This window comes from Rhodococcus sp. WY5 (assembly GCF_018588185.1).
GTDB lineage: Bacteria > Actinomycetota > Actinomycetes > Mycobacteriales > Mycobacteriaceae > Rhodococcus_F > Rhodococcus_F qingshengii.
In genome coordinates this window covers 4516909-4533006 of record NZ_JAAMPR010000001.1, presented here as the reverse complement: position 1 = coordinate 4533006, position 16098 = coordinate 4516909, and the positions used below count along the sequence as shown (strand labels likewise).

The 16098-nt window shown below is 64.3% G+C and carries 15 protein-coding genes; 8 read left to right on the top strand and 7 right to left on the bottom strand.

The window, feature by feature from the left end; all coding sequences use genetic code 11:
* Nucleotides 1-72: 72 nt before the first annotated feature.
* The 3 genes from G4D79_RS20885 to G4D79_RS20875 are packed head-to-tail and all read right to left on the bottom strand — an operon-like array spanning nucleotide 73 to nucleotide 3431.
* A complete protein-coding gene (locus tag G4D79_RS20885) occupies nucleotides 73-1362 on the bottom strand; it encodes a ribonuclease D (protein ID WP_050656618.1) in 1290 nt (429 codons plus the stop codon).
* A gap of 11 nt (nucleotides 1363-1373) precedes the next feature.
* Complete coding sequence (locus G4D79_RS20880) at nucleotides 1374-2780, bottom strand: wax ester/triacylglycerol synthase family O-acyltransferase (protein ID WP_214514333.1); 1407 nt, start codon at nucleotides 2778-2780, stop codon at nucleotides 1374-1376.
* Nucleotides 2781-2840: 60 nt separating this feature from the next.
* Entirely contained in the window at nucleotides 2841-3431 is a 591-nt protein-coding gene (locus G4D79_RS20875) for a DUF3000 domain-containing protein (protein ID WP_003942604.1), read from the bottom strand.
* Nucleotides 3432-3599: 168 nt separating this feature from the next.
* On the opposite strand from G4D79_RS20875, the gene hemE reads away from it, so the two are divergent.
* The 7 genes from hemE to G4D79_RS20840 all read left to right on the top strand — a co-directional run bounded on the left by hemE (nucleotide 3600) and on the right by G4D79_RS20840 (nucleotide 10866).
* Nucleotides 3600-4697, top strand: a complete 1098-nt coding sequence (gene hemE / locus G4D79_RS20870; RefSeq protein ID WP_030536874.1) for a uroporphyrinogen decarboxylase — start codon at nucleotides 3600-3602, stop codon at nucleotides 4695-4697.
* Complete coding sequence (locus tag G4D79_RS20865; protein WP_214514332.1) at nucleotides 4694-6055, top strand: protoporphyrinogen oxidase; 1362 nt, start codon at nucleotides 4694-4696, stop codon at nucleotides 6053-6055. The genes hemE and G4D79_RS20865 overlap by 4 nt, the downstream gene beginning before the upstream one ends.
* Before the next feature lie 4 nt (nucleotides 6056-6059).
* Complete coding sequence (gene hemQ, locus G4D79_RS20860) at nucleotides 6060-6755, top strand: hydrogen peroxide-dependent heme synthase (protein WP_003942644.1); 696 nt, start codon at nucleotides 6060-6062, stop codon at nucleotides 6753-6755.
* A 54-nt stretch (nucleotides 6756-6809) separates the two neighbouring features.
* On the top strand, nucleotides 6810-9086 hold the full coding sequence (locus G4D79_RS20855) for a molybdopterin guanine dinucleotide-containing S/N-oxide reductase (RefSeq protein ID WP_214514633.1): 2277 nt from the start codon (nucleotides 6810-6812) through the stop codon (nucleotides 9084-9086).
* An 82-nt stretch (nucleotides 9087-9168) separates the two neighbouring features.
* Nucleotides 9169-9642 carry a YbaB/EbfC family nucleoid-associated protein gene (locus G4D79_RS20850; protein ID WP_223304570.1) on the top strand — a complete coding sequence of 158 codons (474 nt, stop codon included), beginning with the start codon at nucleotides 9169-9171 and terminating at the stop codon, nucleotides 9640-9642.
* Nucleotides 9635-9946, top strand: coding sequence for a hypothetical protein (locus G4D79_RS20845; protein WP_065352426.1), 312 nt, complete (start codon nucleotides 9635-9637; stop codon nucleotides 9944-9946). Before G4D79_RS20850 ends, G4D79_RS20845 begins: the two co-directional genes overlap by 8 nt.
* Entirely contained in the window at nucleotides 9946-10866 is a 921-nt protein-coding gene (locus G4D79_RS20840; RefSeq protein WP_214514331.1) for a hypothetical protein, read from the top strand. Before G4D79_RS20845 ends, G4D79_RS20840 begins: the two co-directional genes overlap by 1 nt.
* A 54-nt stretch (nucleotides 10867-10920) precedes the next feature.
* Here the strand turns inward: G4D79_RS20840 and msrB are convergent, their stop codons facing one another.
* From msrB to G4D79_RS20820, 4 genes are read right to left on the bottom strand one after another with little or no spacing between them, the layout of a single operon-like run.
* Nucleotides 10921-11352, bottom strand: a complete 432-nt coding sequence (msrB, locus tag G4D79_RS20835) for a peptide-methionine (R)-S-oxide reductase MsrB (protein ID WP_003942631.1) — start codon at nucleotides 11350-11352, stop codon at nucleotides 10921-10923.
* Nucleotides 11353-11361: 9 nt separating this feature from the next.
* On the bottom strand, nucleotides 11362-12645 hold the full coding sequence (locus tag G4D79_RS20830; protein WP_214514330.1) for a glycosyltransferase family 87 protein: 1284 nt from the start codon (nucleotides 12643-12645) through the stop codon (nucleotides 11362-11364).
* A 60-nt stretch (nucleotides 12646-12705) separates the two neighbouring features.
* Nucleotides 12706-14259, bottom strand: coding sequence for an alpha/beta hydrolase (locus tag G4D79_RS20825; protein WP_064444547.1), 1554 nt, complete (start codon nucleotides 14257-14259; stop codon nucleotides 12706-12708).
* A gap of 19 nt (nucleotides 14260-14278) precedes the next feature.
* On the bottom strand, nucleotides 14279-15028 hold the full coding sequence (locus tag G4D79_RS20820; RefSeq protein WP_214514329.1) for a pyrimidine reductase family protein: 750 nt from the start codon (nucleotides 15026-15028) through the stop codon (nucleotides 14279-14281).
* A gap of 43 nt (nucleotides 15029-15071) precedes the next feature.
* Between G4D79_RS20820 and zapE the strand changes: the two genes are divergently transcribed.
* Nucleotides 15072-16088: a cell division protein ZapE gene (gene zapE / locus G4D79_RS20815; RefSeq protein ID WP_003942629.1), complete on the top strand. Its 1017-nt coding sequence runs from the start codon at nucleotides 15072-15074 to the stop codon at nucleotides 16086-16088.
* Nucleotides 16089-16098 lie beyond the last annotated feature (10 nt).

Here is a 16098-nt window from a genome sequence, read left to right as displayed (position 1 = left end):
GAGCGTACTACTGCCCATTACTGACCGGTAACTTAACGTGCCGAATTGCTCCAACCTCACACCGGGGTCAGGTCAGGATTCCGGCTCTTCCACTTCGGGCTCGGCCGGGACCACGGAGTTCAGTGCCTCGGCGAGGACGGGAACGGTCAAAGTGCGTTGCCAGCCACGTGCGCCACCGGAAGTGAGCTTGGTCTCGATCGCACTCTCGACTTCGGCGATGTCCGAGTCGGGTTCCAGTTTCCAGTCCCAGCACAGGCGCCTGACCAGGTCGGGTTGGAGCAAATTCTCGACCGGCACCGAAACCTCTTTGCTCAGGTCCGACAGTGCGGCCCGAGCCGCCGTCAGTCGGTCGGCCGCCGCTGGATCCTGGCGGGCCCAGCGGCCGGCAGCGGGCGGCCCGACGATCGGCGGGGTTTTCGGCGGAAGCTCGCTGTCGGGGAGCTTGCGCGCGGCTTCCAGTGCATCCATCCAGATACGCGAATAACGGCGTTGACGTGGTCCGCCGAAGACGGGAAGCGAGCGGAGCGCGTCCAACGACCGAGGATCTTTGAGAGCGGCATCGATGATCGCGGAGTCAGGAAGAACCCGACTCGGAGACACGTCGCGCTTGCGTGCGAGATCCTCGCGCGCCTGCCACAGCGCCCGTACCGCCGCCAACTGACGGGTGGTCTTGAGTGAGGTGATGTGCGACGTACGACGCCAGCGGTCCGGTTTGGGCTTGGGCGGGCCGGCCAGACGGATGTACTCGAACTCTTCCTTCGCCCACTCGAGCTTGCCTTGGGATTCGAGTTCGGCTTCCATTGCGTCGCGCAGTTCGAGAAGCACTTCGACGTCGAGGGCGGCGTAGTTCAACCAGGCGTCCGGCAGCGGACGTGTCGACCAGTCCGCAGCCCCGTGACCCTTGCGAAGTTCCACTCGCAGGGTTCGTTCCACGATCGCGGCGAGTCCGACTCGCTCGAACCCGGCCAGTCGTCCGGCCAGTTCGGTGTCGAACAGCTCGGCCGGCGTCAGGCCCAGTTCGGCGAGGCCGGGGAGATCCTGATCGGCAGAGTGCAGCACCCATTGCAACGGGTTGATCACCTCGGCCAACGGCTGCAGGTCTTGCGCTGTCGGAATCGGGTCGAGCAGGAACGATCCTGCTCCTTCGCGTCGAAGCTGGATCAGGTACGCCCGTGCCGAATAGCGGAATCCGGATGCGCGCTCGGCGTCCACGGCGAGCGGGCCGTGGCCGGAGGCCAGCGCGGCCGCGGCGTCGGCGACACCGGCGGCAGTGGTGATGACGTCCGGAACTCCGTCACGCGGAACTAGCAGCGGAACTACGTCGGAGGTGGGCTCGGTTGCATCATCGGTGACTTCGGACATGGTCACTGACTCTACGTCGCAGTCGGGGCCGGGGTTGTCACCTCAGCGTCGAACAGTTCGTCGAGTGCGGCTCCGAAACCTTGCGCGAGCTGGTCCAATTCGGGTGCCAGATCGGAGCAACTGACGATGCCGACGTCGAGTTTTCCGTCGAGAGACATCACCGTCACGTTGAGACCTGCTCCGTGAAAGATCGGGCCGAGCGGGAACATTCCCTTGATCTGGGCACCGAGGAAGTAGAGCGGGACCGGCGGTCCAGGCACATTCGACACGACCAGGTTGGACGCGACGGGGTGACGCTCGGCGAGTTTGAGCGACGAGTACACGCGCATGGCGGCGCCGAACACCGCCGGCGAAGCGAACTGCGACCAGTCCTGGAGCATGTTCGCGCCCAGAGCCTCGTTGTGGTTCTTCGAGGTGGCGTTGTAATCGCTGATCGCGTGCAGGCGTTCGACCGGATCGGCGATCTGGGTGCCGAGTTGCGTGAACATGCCCGAGATCTGGTTCGTGCCCGGACGATCGGATTTGCCGTGGACCGACACCGGCACCATGGCGACGAGGGAGTCCTCCGGCAGCTCGTCCCGGTCCTCCAGATACTTACGCAGTGCCCCGGCGCAGAGCGCGAGAACCACGTCGTTGACCTTGACGCCGTGACGGTCCTTGACGGCTTTGACCTTCGCGAGATCGAGTTGGCTGAACGCGACGTTGCGGTGACCGGTGATCGCGCCGTTGAACGAGGTCCGCGGCGCGGTGAACGGAGCAGGCATCGCTTCACCCTTTCGCGCACGCGTCACCCACTTCGGGAGCATGGCGATTCCGCCGGGGACCAGACGGGCAATTCTTGCGGGTCGGGCGATGACGGCCATGAGTCCGCCGATGGCGATGTCCAGCGTTCCCGCGTCGCCCGCACCCTGTGCGGTGGGATCCACGAGCGCCGGTGAATCCGGTTCGAGACTGCACAGCTGAGCCAGGATGTTCGCGCCGGTGACACCGTCGGCAGCGCTGTGATGGATCTTCGACATGACGGCGATCTGTCCGTCGGCAAGTCCCTCGATCACCCACATCTCCCACAGCGGTCGGGAACGATCCAGCGGTTGGCTCGCGATGTGTCCGGCGAGCTCTGCCAGTTCCGCGTGTGTGCCGGGAGCAGGTACCGCGGTCCGGTGGCAGTGCCGCTCGATGTCGAAATCGTGATCGTCGACCCACACGGGGTAGTCGAGATTGAGACGGGAATCTTTGAGTTTGCGCCGGAACGTCGGCATGGTGGCCATTCGCGAGTCCAACTCGCGAAGCAGCTTCCGGTAGTCGTAGCCGCCCGGGATGGTCGTGGGGTCGAGCAGGACAAGTCCACAAACGTGCAATAGCTGGGTCGGTGTTTCCAAGTAGAGGAAGGTCGCGTCGAGTCCGCTGAGACGTTGCATGACTTATTCTAGAACAGGTTCTAGTATTTTTCCGGGGGAATGCTCAAACGAGTGACAGAGTTAGTCGTTCTGCCGCGACAGCGTGGTTATCCCGGCAGGCGGAAGCCCCGCCGCGTACGCGAGAACCTCGCAGAAAGCCTCGACGTGGTGAGCCAATTCGGACGAAGTTGCAGTCCAGGACGCTCGCAACTCCAGTTGATGGGCTCGCGGAGGTCCGGCGATGTCGCCGTACCGCACGGAAGTTGTAGCTGTGACCGTACCGCCCAGGGCCACAAAAGGTTCCGGTCCGGCCTCCAAAGCGTCCACCAGCCAACTCCAGGCTACTTCGGGAAGTAGTGGATCCGCGGCGACGGCTTCGTCGAGATCGGCCTGGATGTACGCCACCAACCGCATGGTGCCGTTCCACGCCTCGTCGCCGTCCGGATCGAACAACAGGATCAGGCGGCCGAAAGCGTCACCTTCGGACTGCTCGGCCACGACGTCGGAGTCCGGGTGGAGAACCTCGGCCCCCACCGCGTGGCTGTACGGAGCGAGGCGCTGCGGCGGGCGGATGGGACCGACCTCTATCTCGGGCCGAACCCGCGCAGCGGTCATCGCCTCCACGGCGGCACGGAACTCGGCCGGGTCGGCTGTCGATCCGGATGTCGTCACAGGTCAGGACGTTAGTCGGGGATGCGGGCGGGGAGGTGGAGGCGCGCCGACCGAGTGTGGCTCGGGTGTGTGGCCGCTCACGAACCGCTCGGGTGTCCGATCCCGAGTGTGGGACGTGGCAGCATTGAGTCGATCGAAGACACACGTTGGCGGAGAGCGCGAGGACTGATGAGCGGGTTGGACAACATGAATTCAGGCATTACCGGGTCGGCGGAATACAGCGCTCGGCGAGTCTTGCCCGACGCACCGTTGCTTGCCGCGGCGACCGGACGCACTCCGAGTCGACGGCCGGTGTGGTTCATGCGCCAGGCCGGGCGTTCGTTGCCGGAGTACCGCGAGATCCGCGCCGGGATCGGCATGTTGGAATCTTGTTTCGATCCGGCGCTGGTCTGTGAGATCACGATGCAACCGGTGCGCCGTCACGACGTGGACGCGGCAATCCTGTTCTCGGACATCGTCGTTCCACTCAAAGCCGCAGGAATTGATCTCGACATCGTTGCCGGCGTCGGACCGGTGGTCGCCAATCCGATTCGCTCCATCGCCGACGTTGCAGCACTTCCGCGACTGGTCCCCGAAGAGGTAGGCGCAATCGCGCAGGCCGTTCGGCTTCTCACCACCGAGTTGGGCTCCACGCCGCTGATCGGCTTTGCCGGAGCGCCGTTCACTCTGGCGTCGTATCTGGTCGAAGGTGGTCCGAGCCGGAACCACGAGAAGACCAAAGCGCTCATGCACTCCGATCCGAAGACCTGGCACGCGTTGCTCGGAAGCTTGGCCGACACCACGATCTGCTTCCTGCAGGCGCAGCTCAAGGCGGGCGTCGACGCGGTCCAGCTGTTCGACTCGTGGGCCGGCGCGCTCTCGCTGGCCGATTACCGGGAATTTGTTCTCCCGCATTCCGAGCGAGTGTTCGCCGAGGTTGCCGCTGCCGGCGTCCCGCGTATCCACTTCGGTGTCGGCACCGGTGAACTTCTCGGCGCGATGGGGGAGGCAGGCGCCGACGTCGTAGGTGTCGACTGGCGGATTCCGCTCGACGTCGCGGCTGGTCGTGTCGGTCCGGGTAAGGCGCTGCAGGGCAATCTCGATCCCGCCGTACTGTTCGCGGGCCCCGAGGTGATCGATCGTGAGGTGCGCCGGATCGCCGCCGAAGGGGACCGCGCGATCGAGGCCGGTGCCATCGGCCACATCTTCAACCTCGGCCACGGAGTTCTTCCCGACACCGATCCCACGGCGATCACCTCGGCGGTGGAGCTGGTGCACTCGCTGTGACAACGACTCGGTCGTCGGTCGCGGTGATCGGAGGCGGAATCTCCGGTCTGGTTGCCGCGTACCGGCTTCGGCGCAGTCTGGGCTCCGAAGCGGACATCACGATCGTCGACGACTCACCGCGGCTGGGCGGGAAGCTGCGAACGATTGATCTGGGCGGCGGACCGATCGACATCGGTGCCGAGGCTTTCATCGCTCGTCGGCCCGAGGTTCCCGCGCTTCTCGCCGAGCTGGGACTGACCGATCAGATCGTCTATCCCGCGGGCCTGAGTCCGTTGATCTGGTCTCAGGGCTCACTGAATCGGTTGCCGACCGGAACCCTGATGGGAATCCCGGCTTCGGCGGAGTCGGTTCGAGATCTTGTCGACGAGCAGACCCTGGCGCGCATAGCGGCCGAGGCCGGCGTCCCGCTGGAGTGGACCCGCGGTTCCGATTGCAGTGTTGCCGAACTGGTTTCGCAGCGATTCGGTGATCAGGTGGTCAGCCGATCGGTGGATCCGCTTCTCGGTGGGGTGTACTCGGGGCTGGCGGAGACCATCGGCGTGCGTGCAGCTTTGCCGACACTCGCTGCGGCCCTCGATGCGGGCTCTCGGAGCCTCACGGATGCAGTCGCAGCCGCATTGCCGACGCCTGCACCGGGGCCGGTGTTCGGAGCGCTCAGAGACGGGTACGGCATCCTGCTCGATGCGCTGCAGCAGGCCGCCGACGCGACCTTCGTCCGTGGCGAGGCTTCCGGGTTGCGCAGCGACGGGGCTGGTTGGAACGTCGATCCGCTCGGAAGCGTCGACGCGGTGATTCTGGCCGTCCCGGCGCCGCGCGCGGCGGCGCTGTTGGCCGGAGTCGATGCGGATGTTGCGAGTACCGTCGCTCGGATCGAACTGGCGTCGTCCGCGGTGGTGGCGCTCCGGTTGTCCGGGCAGGTCGAACTTCCGCAGAATTCAGGGATCCTGGTAGCCACCGACGCCGACCTGACCGCCAAGGCGTTCACGCTGTCGAGCCGAAAGTGGACACACCTCGCTGATCGCGGTGAGCACCTCGTTCGGGTGTCGTTCGGTCGATTCGGTGCATCGGAGATCGTCGACCGGCCGGATGGTGAGTTGATCGACTTCGCGCGCGCCGATCTCGAGACCGTGACCGGAATCACCGAGGAGCCAGGCGCGACTTTCGTACAGCGGTGGCACGGAGGTCTTCCCCAATACGCCCCAGGTCACACGGAAATCGTGGCTGAAATCGAGTCCGGGATGACGCAGTTCGACGGCCTCGCCCTGGCCGGGTCGTGGCTGCACGGCGTTGGGGTTCCGGCGTGTGTCGCAGTCGGCACGACGGCGGCTACACGGATATTCGAGCGAGTGGCACGATAGACCCATGGCACGCCTTGATTTCGACAAACTGAACTCTGAAATCCGTTACCTCATGTTCTCCGTGTTCCAGGTGGAACCCGGTGTGCTGGGCGATGATCGGGAAGCTGCGGTCAAGGACGCCCGCTTGTTCTTCGAGGGTCTCGAAGACAAGGGCGTCGTGGTTCGCGGGATCTACGACGTCGCCGGCCTGCGCGCCGACGCGGACTTCATGATCTGGACCCACGCGGCCACCATCGAGGAACTGCAGGCCGCGTACGCGGATTTCCGTCGCACCACCGTCCTCGGACAGGCCAGTGCTCCCATCTGGAGCAACTCGGCGGTGCACCGCCCCGCGGAGTTCAACAAGAGCCACGTGCCCTCGTTCATCGCGGGTGAGGATCCGGGCGACTACATCTGCGTCTACCCGTTCGTCCGCTCGTACGAGTGGTACCTGCTCCCCGACGAGGAGCGTCGCAAGATGCTCGCCGATCACGGTATGGCTGCTCGTTCGTACAAGGACGTTCGCGCCAACACGGTCCCGGCCTTCGCCCTGGGGGACTACGAGTGGATTCTCGCGTTCGAAGCACCCGAGCTCATTCGTATCGTCGATCTGATGCGCGATCTACGTGCCACCGAAGCTCGCTTGCACGTTCGCGAAGAGGTGCCGTTCTTCACCGGCCCGCGCGTGGACATCGAGAAGCTGGTCCTTTCCCTTCCCTGATCTGCTTCGAAAGTAGTTTCTGTGACAACTGCACCGAACCGGCGTCGTCAACACATGGGCCATTGGGGAATGTTCACCGCCGAATCGGTCGCCGGCGAGGTGACCGCCGTGCATCCGTACGAGGGTGATGCGAATCCTTCGCCGATGCTCGGGAACCTCGCCGGTTCGGTGCGCAGTCGGGCTCGTGTTTCGGGCCCGGCGGTGCGTCGGGGTTGGCTCGAGAACGGGCCGGGTCCCAGCGACCGACGTGGAGCCGACGAATTCGTCTCGGTCTCCTGGGACGAACTGACCGAACTCCTCTCGCGTGAACTGCGTCGCGTGGTCGACGCGCACGGAAACAACGCGATCTTCGGCGGCTCGTACGGCTGGGCCAGCGCCGGCCGATTCCATCACGCGCAGAGCCAAGTTCACCGATTTCTGAATCAGCTGGGTGGATACACCAAGTCAGTTCACAGCTACTCGCTCGGTGCCACCGGCGTCATCATGCCGCGTGTGGTCGGAACGCACTCGAAGTTGTTCGCGCGCTCCACGTCGTGGGACGTCATCGCGAAGCACTCCGATCTCCTCGTCTCGTTCGGAGGAGTGCCGATCAAGAACACCGGAGTCAATGCCGGTGGTACGAGCGATCATCCGACGCGCGGGGCGCTCGACGCGTTTCGTGCCCGCGGCGGAAAGATCGTCTCCTTCAGTCCGTTGCGTGACGACGTCGAGGGTGACTGCGAGTGGATCGCACCCGTTCCGGGAACCGACGTTGCAATCATGCTTGCCCTGGCGTTTGTCCTGGCGTCGGAGGACCTGCACGATCGCGATTTCCTGGGCCGTTTCTGCGTCGGTTACGAACGCTTCGAGGACTACCTGCTCGGACGTTCCGACGGTGTACCGAAGGATCCGCGCTGGGCGCAGAAGATCTCCGGTGTGTCGGCGGAGTTCATCACCGACCTGGCTCGGAGAATGGCGTCTGGCCGGACGCTGGTGACCGTCACGTGGTCGTTGCAACGCATCAAACACGGTGAACAGGCACCGTGGATGGGCGTGACACTCGCAGCGATGCTCGGCCAATTCGGGCTTCCGGGTGGAGGTTTCGGGCACGGCTACGGTTCGATGAACGAGCCGGGTCTGGCTCCGGTGCCGTATCCCTTGCCGACCTTCTCGCAAGGTGTGAATCCGGTGTCGGATTTCATTCCGGTAGCCGCGATTTCCGACCTGCTGCTTTCGCCCGGGGAGGAGTTCGATTACGACGGCCGGCGCTTGACCTATCCCGACATCCGGTTGGTCTATTGGGCCGGTGGCAATCCGTTTCACCACCATCAGGATCTCCCGAGGCTGCGACGGGCATTTGCGCGTCCGGACACGATCGTCGTTCACGATCCGTACTGGACGCCGATGGCCCGCAACGCCGACATCGTTGTCCCGTCGACCACCTCGCTCGAACGAAATGACCTGAGCTGCACTCGAAACGACCCGCTTCTGGTCGCGATGCAGCAGGTCGTTCCACCTTTCGAGAACTCGCGTGACGACTACGACACGTTTGCCGCTCTGGCTTCTGCGCTCGGATTCGGGGAACAGTTCACCGAGGGGCGATCCTCACAGGAGTGGATCGAGCATCTCTACGGTCAATGGCGGCCGTTCGTCGATGCAGACGGCGGCAACACACCGACGTTCGAGGACTTCTGGGCAGAAGGGCACTACCGGATGCGAACCGAAGACAACCTCGTGCTCTTCGGTGACTTCCGTGAGAATCCCGAGAAATATCCGCTCTCGACTCCGAGTGGGAAGATCGAGATCTTCTCCGAGACCATCGAGTCCTTCGGCTACGACGACTGCGCCGGCCATCCGCGCTGGTACGAGCCCGACGAGTGGCTGGGTGGACCGCGAGCCTCGCAATTCCCGCTTCACTTGATCGCCAATCAGCCCAAGACGCGTCTGCACAGCCAACTCGATCACGGCGCTGCGAGCCAGGCGTCGAAGATTCAGGGACGCGAGCCGATTCGTATGCACCCCGATGCAGCGGCCGCGCGCGGCGTCTCGGCAGGAGACGTGGTGCGGGTGTTCAACGATCGCGGAGCGTGCCTTGCTGGTGTGATCGTCGACTCGGACTTGCGGAGCGACGTCGTCCAACTTTCCACCGGTGCCTGGTACGACCCGCTCGATCCTGCCGATCCCGACTCTCTGTGTGTGCACGGCAATCCCAACGTTCTGACACCGGACGTCGGCACGTCGTCACTCTCGCACGGGTGCACCGGCCAGCACGTTCTGGTGCAGATCGAGAAATTCGACGGGGCCCTGCCGCCGGTCAAGGCATTCGATCCGCCCGTGCTTCGTTCACGCTGACGGAACCGATCGGCCACCTCTCGCGTCGAACCTCGTGAGCGCCTGAATCAGGTGTCACGATCTATCGAAGGTGGGGGCCATCGTGAGTGCAGCGGATGTTGGTTCGATGCGGGGGCAAGTCGAAGTACTTCGGGCTCAGATCGATTCGATGCAGCACGTTCTGTTGGAGCGGACTCGATCGCTGGCGGACTTGCAGGAGAGGATCGCTCGAGCGACGGCGAGCGCGCGTTCGAGTGACGGCAGCGTGGAAATCGTCGTCGACGCCTCGGGGGCGGTGGTGGGAGTCGATCTCTCGGGGAGTTCTTACGCCAAGCATTCGCCGGCAGCGTTGGGGAATCTGATCCTGGCTACGGCCGCGTCTGCGGCAGAAGACATACGCCGACAGGTTGCCGAGATGACGAAGCCGCTCACGGAGGCGGCCGGAATCGACTTGCCGGATCTGGTTCCGGGCGTGCTCGGATTGCGCGAGATTCTCGAACCTCGTCCGAGCTCCACACCGGCTTCCTGCGACGAGAACTGGGACCGCACCGTTCTGAGGAGCTCCGGCAATGTCTGAACTGGGCGTGAATGTGGCCGCGATGAAAAGTGCTGCACCAGCCTTCGCGGTGGTCGGTGCCGATCTCGACGAGGCGCGGAGCGCTCTCGACGCAGTGGTCGCCGCCGAAGAGGGTTGCTGGGGCACTGACCAGTTCGGATCCGCATTCTCAGGCGCATATGTTCCCGGTGCGGAGTCAGCAGTCGGTGGGATGACACTGGTCGCGGGCGCGCTCCGCGAATTGACCGCCACGCTGATCGAGATCACCGATCGTTTCGAATCGATCGACACCTCGCTTGCCGACGACATGGCGGGTGGGCTCTGATGGGACTCGAGATTCCCGGCTGGTTACAGGCGGTTGCGTCGGTCGCGGTGGGCAGTGACTGGCCGCAAGGAGACGAAACGGCACTGTGGAGGTTGGGTGATGCCTGGTCAGGTGCGGCCGATCGGATCGAGGCTTCGGCCGCTGCCGGTGGTTACGGATTGCAGGCAGTACTGGCATCGATCGACGGTCGAGCCGGCGACTCGTTGTCTCGGTATTGGTCCGAGGCCGGGGGAGTTGCGGAGGTCTTCGAGCGGTTGTCCTCTGCCGCGGCCGAACTGGGTCAGTCATGCACCGATACCGGCACGGACATCGAGTACACCAAACTGTCGATCCTCGCGGCGCTGGGCGCACTGGCGCTCGAGATTGCCGCCATGATGGCGGCTGCTGTCCCGACACTTGGTGTCAGTACCGCCGGGGTCGTGGCGGCTGAGGTCGCAACAACACTCACGGTCCGAATGTTGTTGCAGCAATTGTTGATACGAGTGATCGAGGCTGCGGCAGTGGAAGCTGCCGCTGCCGTCTTCTCCGGCCTCGCCATTCAACTCGGGCAGATGACGATGGATCATCGCCAGTCGATCGACGGTGGCAAGGTCGTGACCGAGGGGCGCGACGGTTTCATCAAGGGACTTGCGAACGGAGGGTTGAAGACGACGCCGGATCGTGTCGGCCCTGACCCGAACCCGCTCCCGACCGGTTCGCGAGTGCAGGAGATCGCGCGGGGCGCCTTCGACGACGCGGTGTCGGGAGCGTCCGCTGCGATCGTGACGAAGGAAGTCACGGGCGGCGACGCCTCGTTGACGGACATCACTTCCGGCGCGATCGGTGGCGGGATCGGTTCCGTCAAAGACGGCCTTGTCGCTCGCAACGAGGACCTGAATGCGGCCGGTCTGAGCCCGACTGCGCTGAACTGGGACTTCTGAGTGGAAAGTCTCGAATCGTGGGCTACCAGTGACACGGGGTAGCCCACGACCTGGCTACTGAGCGGGCTTGAGAACCAGCGAGATCGAGTTGATGCAGTACCGCTGATCGGTCGGCGTCGGGTATCCCTCGCCCTCGAAGACGTGACCGAGGTGGCTATGGCATTTCTTGCAGATGACCTCGACCCGGCGCATTCCGAGTGAGCTGTCTTCTTTCAGGATCACGGCATCCGAATCCGCCGGATCGAAGAAGGACGGCCACCCGCAGTGCGATTCGAACTTCTCGGTGCTGCGGAACAGTTCGGCTCCGCAGGCCCGGCAGGAGTAGACACCTTCCGTGGTGGTGTCGGTGTACTCGCCGACGAAGGGGCGTTCGGTGCCGGCTTGGCGCAGGACGGCGAACTCCTCCGGCGTCAGTTTTTCGCGCCACTCGCTCTCGGTGTACGTGACCTCAGGTGTGCTGTCGATGCCATCGTGTGAAGAACTCATGCCTCCACGCTAATGCTTTGTCGCCGTTTCGGCTTCGTCGGCAGGTGAGACGGTATCGATTGGGGGATCGAGGAGGTAGGCGGGATCGATTCCCCGATCCAAGCGGCCCTCTCGACGCGCGACCAGATACCGGTATCCGAGGACACAGAAGATCACGATCAGCAGAAGGCTCCAGCCGAGGGTGCTCTTGGTGTATTCGGCCGCCCGGCCGAAGGTCGGCCAGCGGTTCGACCACCAGCTGTCGAACGTCATGAAGCCGTAGACCGCAAGCCACGCGGGCCAGTTCCGCATGACCGAGTTCTTGAGTACCACGGACATCAGGAGCGGGAGCAGCATCATCGAGTAGTACATCTGGCCGAGCGAGGGCAGCAGGAACGACGCGGTCATGATCACACCGGTCGCGGTGGTGAGGAAGAACAGTTCGTCGTTGCGGTAGTAGTGGTACAGGAGCCACAGAGAGACGACGACCATGGCGGCCAACACGACGCGCAAGAGCAGGATCAACCATTCGGGCAGACCGAAGTAAGCGCCGTTTCCGACAATCGAACTGTTGAAGTAGTCACGAGATTCGAGCAGGTACGGGACGGTGCGGCGGACGAAGTCCATCGGATCCGACGCCAGCGGCCATGCCACGACCGTGAGAATGAACGGGATGCCCAGGGCGGTGACGAACACCTTCCACTGACCGCGAACGAGTGGCAGCAGGAGCAGCGGCGCGAGCGTGGGTTTCACCGCGATGGTGAGACCGATCGCGGCGCCGGCCCACAGATCCTTCTTGCGCATCAGCAACAGGAGGAAGGCAACTTCGCCGAGCAGGACGAGGCCGTTGATGTTGGTGAACACCAATGTGTTGGTGACCGTCTCCGACATGAACGCGCCGAGCACCAGAATCGGCGCCGCGATGGAACTGATCGTCAGGTCGAACAAGCGCAACAGCAGGTAGAGAGCCACGAGAATGGCGACGGCATTGACACCGATGAACAGCCACCGTGAGCGCTCGGGATCGAGGATCGCCAGGGGTGCCATCAACAAGGAACCCGATGGTGGGTACAGGTAATGGGGGTCTACGGAGTTGAAATCTGCGGTGTAGACGTCGCGCCCGTTCCAGAACGCCAGCGCGGCGTTGTAGACCGGTCGGAAGTCATCGGTGATGGCGCCGTTGACTGCTGTGACGATGACACGATTGAGCACTGTCATCACGGCGATCGGCCACAAAACGAAGTTGACGACTTGTTGGGTTGTCCGCCCGGTGCGCGGCTCGAGCTGTCGAAGGAACACTTCGGCACGGTACACCGGAGCAGGGTGTGATCGGGGGATGCACCCCTTTTCGGTCGTGGTGGACGAGCGCCCGAGTCAGGCCGGGCACACGCTTCCGTTACTGGGCAGGGAGGCGTCGCTGAGGTAGAGGCGCATCGCCTGTTGAGCGCAGGTGGATTGTGCCGCGGGGTGACCCGCACCTTGCCAGTCCAGAGTTGCGAAGCGCGATCCTGCATTGGTCACGACGCCGGTGACGGTCGAGAGTCCGGAGTTCCCGACGGCCGGGTCACCCTGACCGCTCAGCACGAGGACTGGGGGCTTCAACTGATTCGGCAGGGGGGAGTTGGCGGTCGACGGCCAGCTGGCGCACGCCAGCAACCCGAGCGCGGCTTCTCGCCCGAACACCGGATAGTTGGTGCCCCAGGTGTCCGCAAGCTCGCGCGCACGCCCGATGCCCGGCCATTGCATGCCGTCGGTGCACCGTCCGATGAACTGGCCGTCGCCGTCCACCTCGTTCTCCGCCCGGGCGGCGCGCTCTCGAATCGGCGAAGCGTTGCCGGTACCGAGCGCGGACAGAGCGTCGGACAGTGAGCGGGTCTCCTGCTCACGGTTGGTTCCGGCAGTCCACAGGCTGGCCGAAATCGCGTTCGACACCGCAGCGGCGGACAGCGGCTGGAATTCATCGGCTCGAGCGCGCTCCATCAAGTCCGTGACCGATTTCTTCGGATCAGGTCCGAGCGAGCACCCCAGCGCCACACATCGCTGAGCGAACGCGGTCAACGCGGCTTCCTCGCCCTGCACGCGACTCTCTGCCTCGGTGGCAGCGTCGGTGGCCACCGGAGCGGGAGAATCGAGGATCAACCTCGCGAGGTTGTTCGGGTGGGCCGCCGCATAGCTCAGCGCGATGTCCGAGCCGGACCCTGCCGACCACAGAGCGATGGTCTCGACGCCCCACCGCGTACGTAGAGCGTCGATGTCCTCGGCTGCGGAGTCGGCGCCGAACTTCAGTTCTTGAGGGTCGAGGTAGTCCGTGCAGGCAATGGTGGCGTCGTGACCGAGGGCCGCGACCGCATCGGCGGCGTCACCGGTGGAATCCGCGTCGAACTGGCCCAGATCGTGAAGGCCGCGCCGAATTTCCGGCGTCATGCAGTCGATTGCGGTGGACCTGTCGATTCCGCGTCGATCGAGGGCAACCACGGGATGTTCGGCGAGAACCGTGTTCAAGCCGGATGCGGCGAGCATGGCCAGAGAGTTTCCCGACGAACGATCGGTGCCCGATGTGAACACGATCGGATACGCGTCGGCAGGCGTCGACGAGGTCCGAGCGCGGGTCAAGCCGGCAGTGAAGTTGCCGTCGATGGCGCCGGTCACGTCGATGGGGGCATTGAATTCCGCGCATTCGAGAATGACGCCGGCGCTCGACGCCGCGAGAGCCTGGTCGGCGAGTGACGTGCCGGTGCAGTCTCGCCACGGTATGTCATCGGTCGGGACGCCAGGGTCAACCGGCGGCGCATCGGGCGACGGTCCCTCGCTCTGGGCAGGGCTGCCGTCGGTGCGGCCTTCGACCGCGACGGCGGGCCGAAGCGACGGACCGGCGCCGCACGCACAACACGTCGCGAGGACGACGGCCATCAAAGCAACTCTGCGCATGCCGACCAGAGTGCCAGGTTCACCGACGTGGCTGCTGACGAACCCATCGAGTGAGGATCGTGCCGTCCGTATCACCGAGAATGTGCGCGGGACGCATGGCTGTGGGCATTGCGTTGGGGGAGAGTGAGATTCGGCCGACTTTGCTCCCCACCAGTTCAGGTGACGTGGTGATGCAGAGTTCGTCGACGGCATTGTCCTCGATCAACTGCCCGAAAAGTGACGGTCCGCCCTCGCACAGCACGCGACGGAGCTTGCGAGCCGACAAGGCCCTGTCGATGTCGCCGCTGGTGACGTTCGGTGAGTCCGTCACCTCCACCTGCGCTCCGGCAGATCTCAGCGCCGAAATTGCCGCGGAGTCCGCGTCGCGACCGACAACAAGGATCGGTGGAACTTCGGTATCGCGAAGGAGTCGGCTTTCGGGGTCGATCGACGCGTGCGCCGAGACGACGAGGATCGGTGGGACCGGAGCGAGGCCGCTCGCCTTTCGTCGCGCCCGGGCTTCGTCCGAGACCTGCACACCCCCGTAGTTCTCGGCTCGCGCTGTGCCTGCGCCGACCACGACGACGTCACAAAGTTCGCGCAAGATCCCGAATACCGACTTGTCTGCCGGTGTGCCCAGTCCACCGCTCACTCCGTCGACGGCGACGCACCCGTCGATGCTGGAAACGAAGTTCACGCGCATCCAGGGTTGCGAGAGGTTCTCCGGATAGGCGTACAAGCCGCGGAGTTCGTCGTCGTGGCCTGGTGTGAAGTAGGTCGCAATATCCATACGGTGCACATGAGAGATCACATCACGTAGATACCCTTGACGGATGCATGAACGTCTTGTCGATCGCAGCCCGGTGGTACCCGCCGATCAACTGGTAGCTCAAATGGTGCCTCCCGCAATGTTCGACGAGGTGAGTTTTGCGTCCTACATTCCTGATCCGAAGGAACCGAGCCAGGCAGCTGCTGTCGCCAAGGCCGAGGAATTCTCCAAGCGCGTCACCAAGATCCGTAGTGGTGGACGCCGCGGACTGTTCGGCAAGAAGACTCAGGCGACCGGCGCCGGCCTGTACCTCGACGGCGGGTTCGGTGTCGGTAAGACTCACTTGCTGGCGTCGATCTTCCACAGCGTTCCGTCGCCGAAGGCTTTCGGAACCTTCGTCGAGCTGACGCACGTCGTCGGCGCTCTCGGCTTCAACAAGGCGGTCGAAGCGCTCGCCGACCACAGCGTTCTCTGCATCGACGAGTTCGAGCTCGACGATCCGGGCGACACCATGCTCGTATCCCGCCTCCTTTCGGAGCTTTCCGCGCGAGGCGTGTCCATCGTCGCGACGTCGAACACGCTTCCCGGCCAGCTCGGGGAGGGTCGCTTCGCCGCCCAGGACTTCCTGCGCGAGATCAAGAAGCTCGGCTCGATCTTCGAGACGATTCGCGTCGACGGCCCCGACTACCGTCACCGCGATCTCCCGCCCGCACCCGAGCCCATCTCCTCGGAGGAGTTGGTCTCTCGGGCCGACGCCATCGACGGCGCCACGCTCGACAACTTCGACGAGCTGTGCAAGCACCTCAGCACCCTGCACCCGTCGCGGTACAACAAGCTGGTCGAGGGTGTGAAGGCCGTGTTCATCGACGGTGTCCACCCGGCAACGGATCAGTCCGTTGCACTGCGCATCGTGGTTCTCGCCGACCGCCTGTACGACGCGAGCATCCCGGTCACCGTTTCCGGCGCACGCCTCGACGAGATCTTCACCCCCGAGATGCTCGCCGGTGGGTACAAGAAGAAGTACTTGCGCGCGACCTCGCGCCTGCTCGCACTTTCTCGTTTCGAGGTCGCGGCCGGCTAGTCTGCACGCC

Bases quoted from the DNA above. Each gene is read 5' to 3' on its own strand.
- G4D79_RS20885 (WP_050656618.1), bottom strand. From the start codon at position 1,362: ATGTCCGAAGTCACCGATGATGCAACCGAGCCCACCTCCGACGTAGTT.
- G4D79_RS20880 (WP_214514333.1), bottom strand. From the start codon at position 2,780: ATGCAACGTCTCAGCGGACTCGACGCGACCTTCCTCTACTTGGAAACA.
- hemE (WP_030536874.1), top strand. From the start codon at position 3,600: ATGAGCGGGTTGGACAACATGAATTCAGGCATTACCGGGTCGGCGGAA.
- hemQ (WP_003942644.1), top strand. From the start codon at position 6,060: ATGGCACGCCTTGATTTCGACAAACTGAACTCTGAAATCCGTTACCTC.
- G4D79_RS20855 (WP_214514633.1), top strand. From the start codon at position 6,810: ATGGGCCATTGGGGAATGTTCACCGCCGAATCGGTCGCCGGCGAGGTG.
- G4D79_RS20845 (WP_065352426.1), top strand. From the start codon at position 9,635: ATGTCTGAACTGGGCGTGAATGTGGCCGCGATGAAAAGTGCTGCACCA.
- G4D79_RS20840 (WP_214514331.1), top strand. From the start codon at position 9,946: ATGGGACTCGAGATTCCCGGCTGGTTACAGGCGGTTGCGTCGGTCGCG.
- msrB (WP_003942631.1), bottom strand. From the start codon at position 11,352: ATGAGTTCTTCACACGATGGCATCGACAGCACACCTGAGGTCACGTAC.
- G4D79_RS20825 (WP_064444547.1), bottom strand. From the start codon at position 14,259: ATGCGCAGAGTTGCTTTGATGGCCGTCGTCCTCGCGACGTGTTGTGCG.
- G4D79_RS20820 (WP_214514329.1), bottom strand. From the start codon at position 15,028: ATGGATATTGCGACCTACTTCACACCAGGCCACGACGACGAACTCCGC.
- zapE (WP_003942629.1), top strand. From the start codon at position 15,072: ATGCATGAACGTCTTGTCGATCGCAGCCCGGTGGTACCCGCCGATCAA.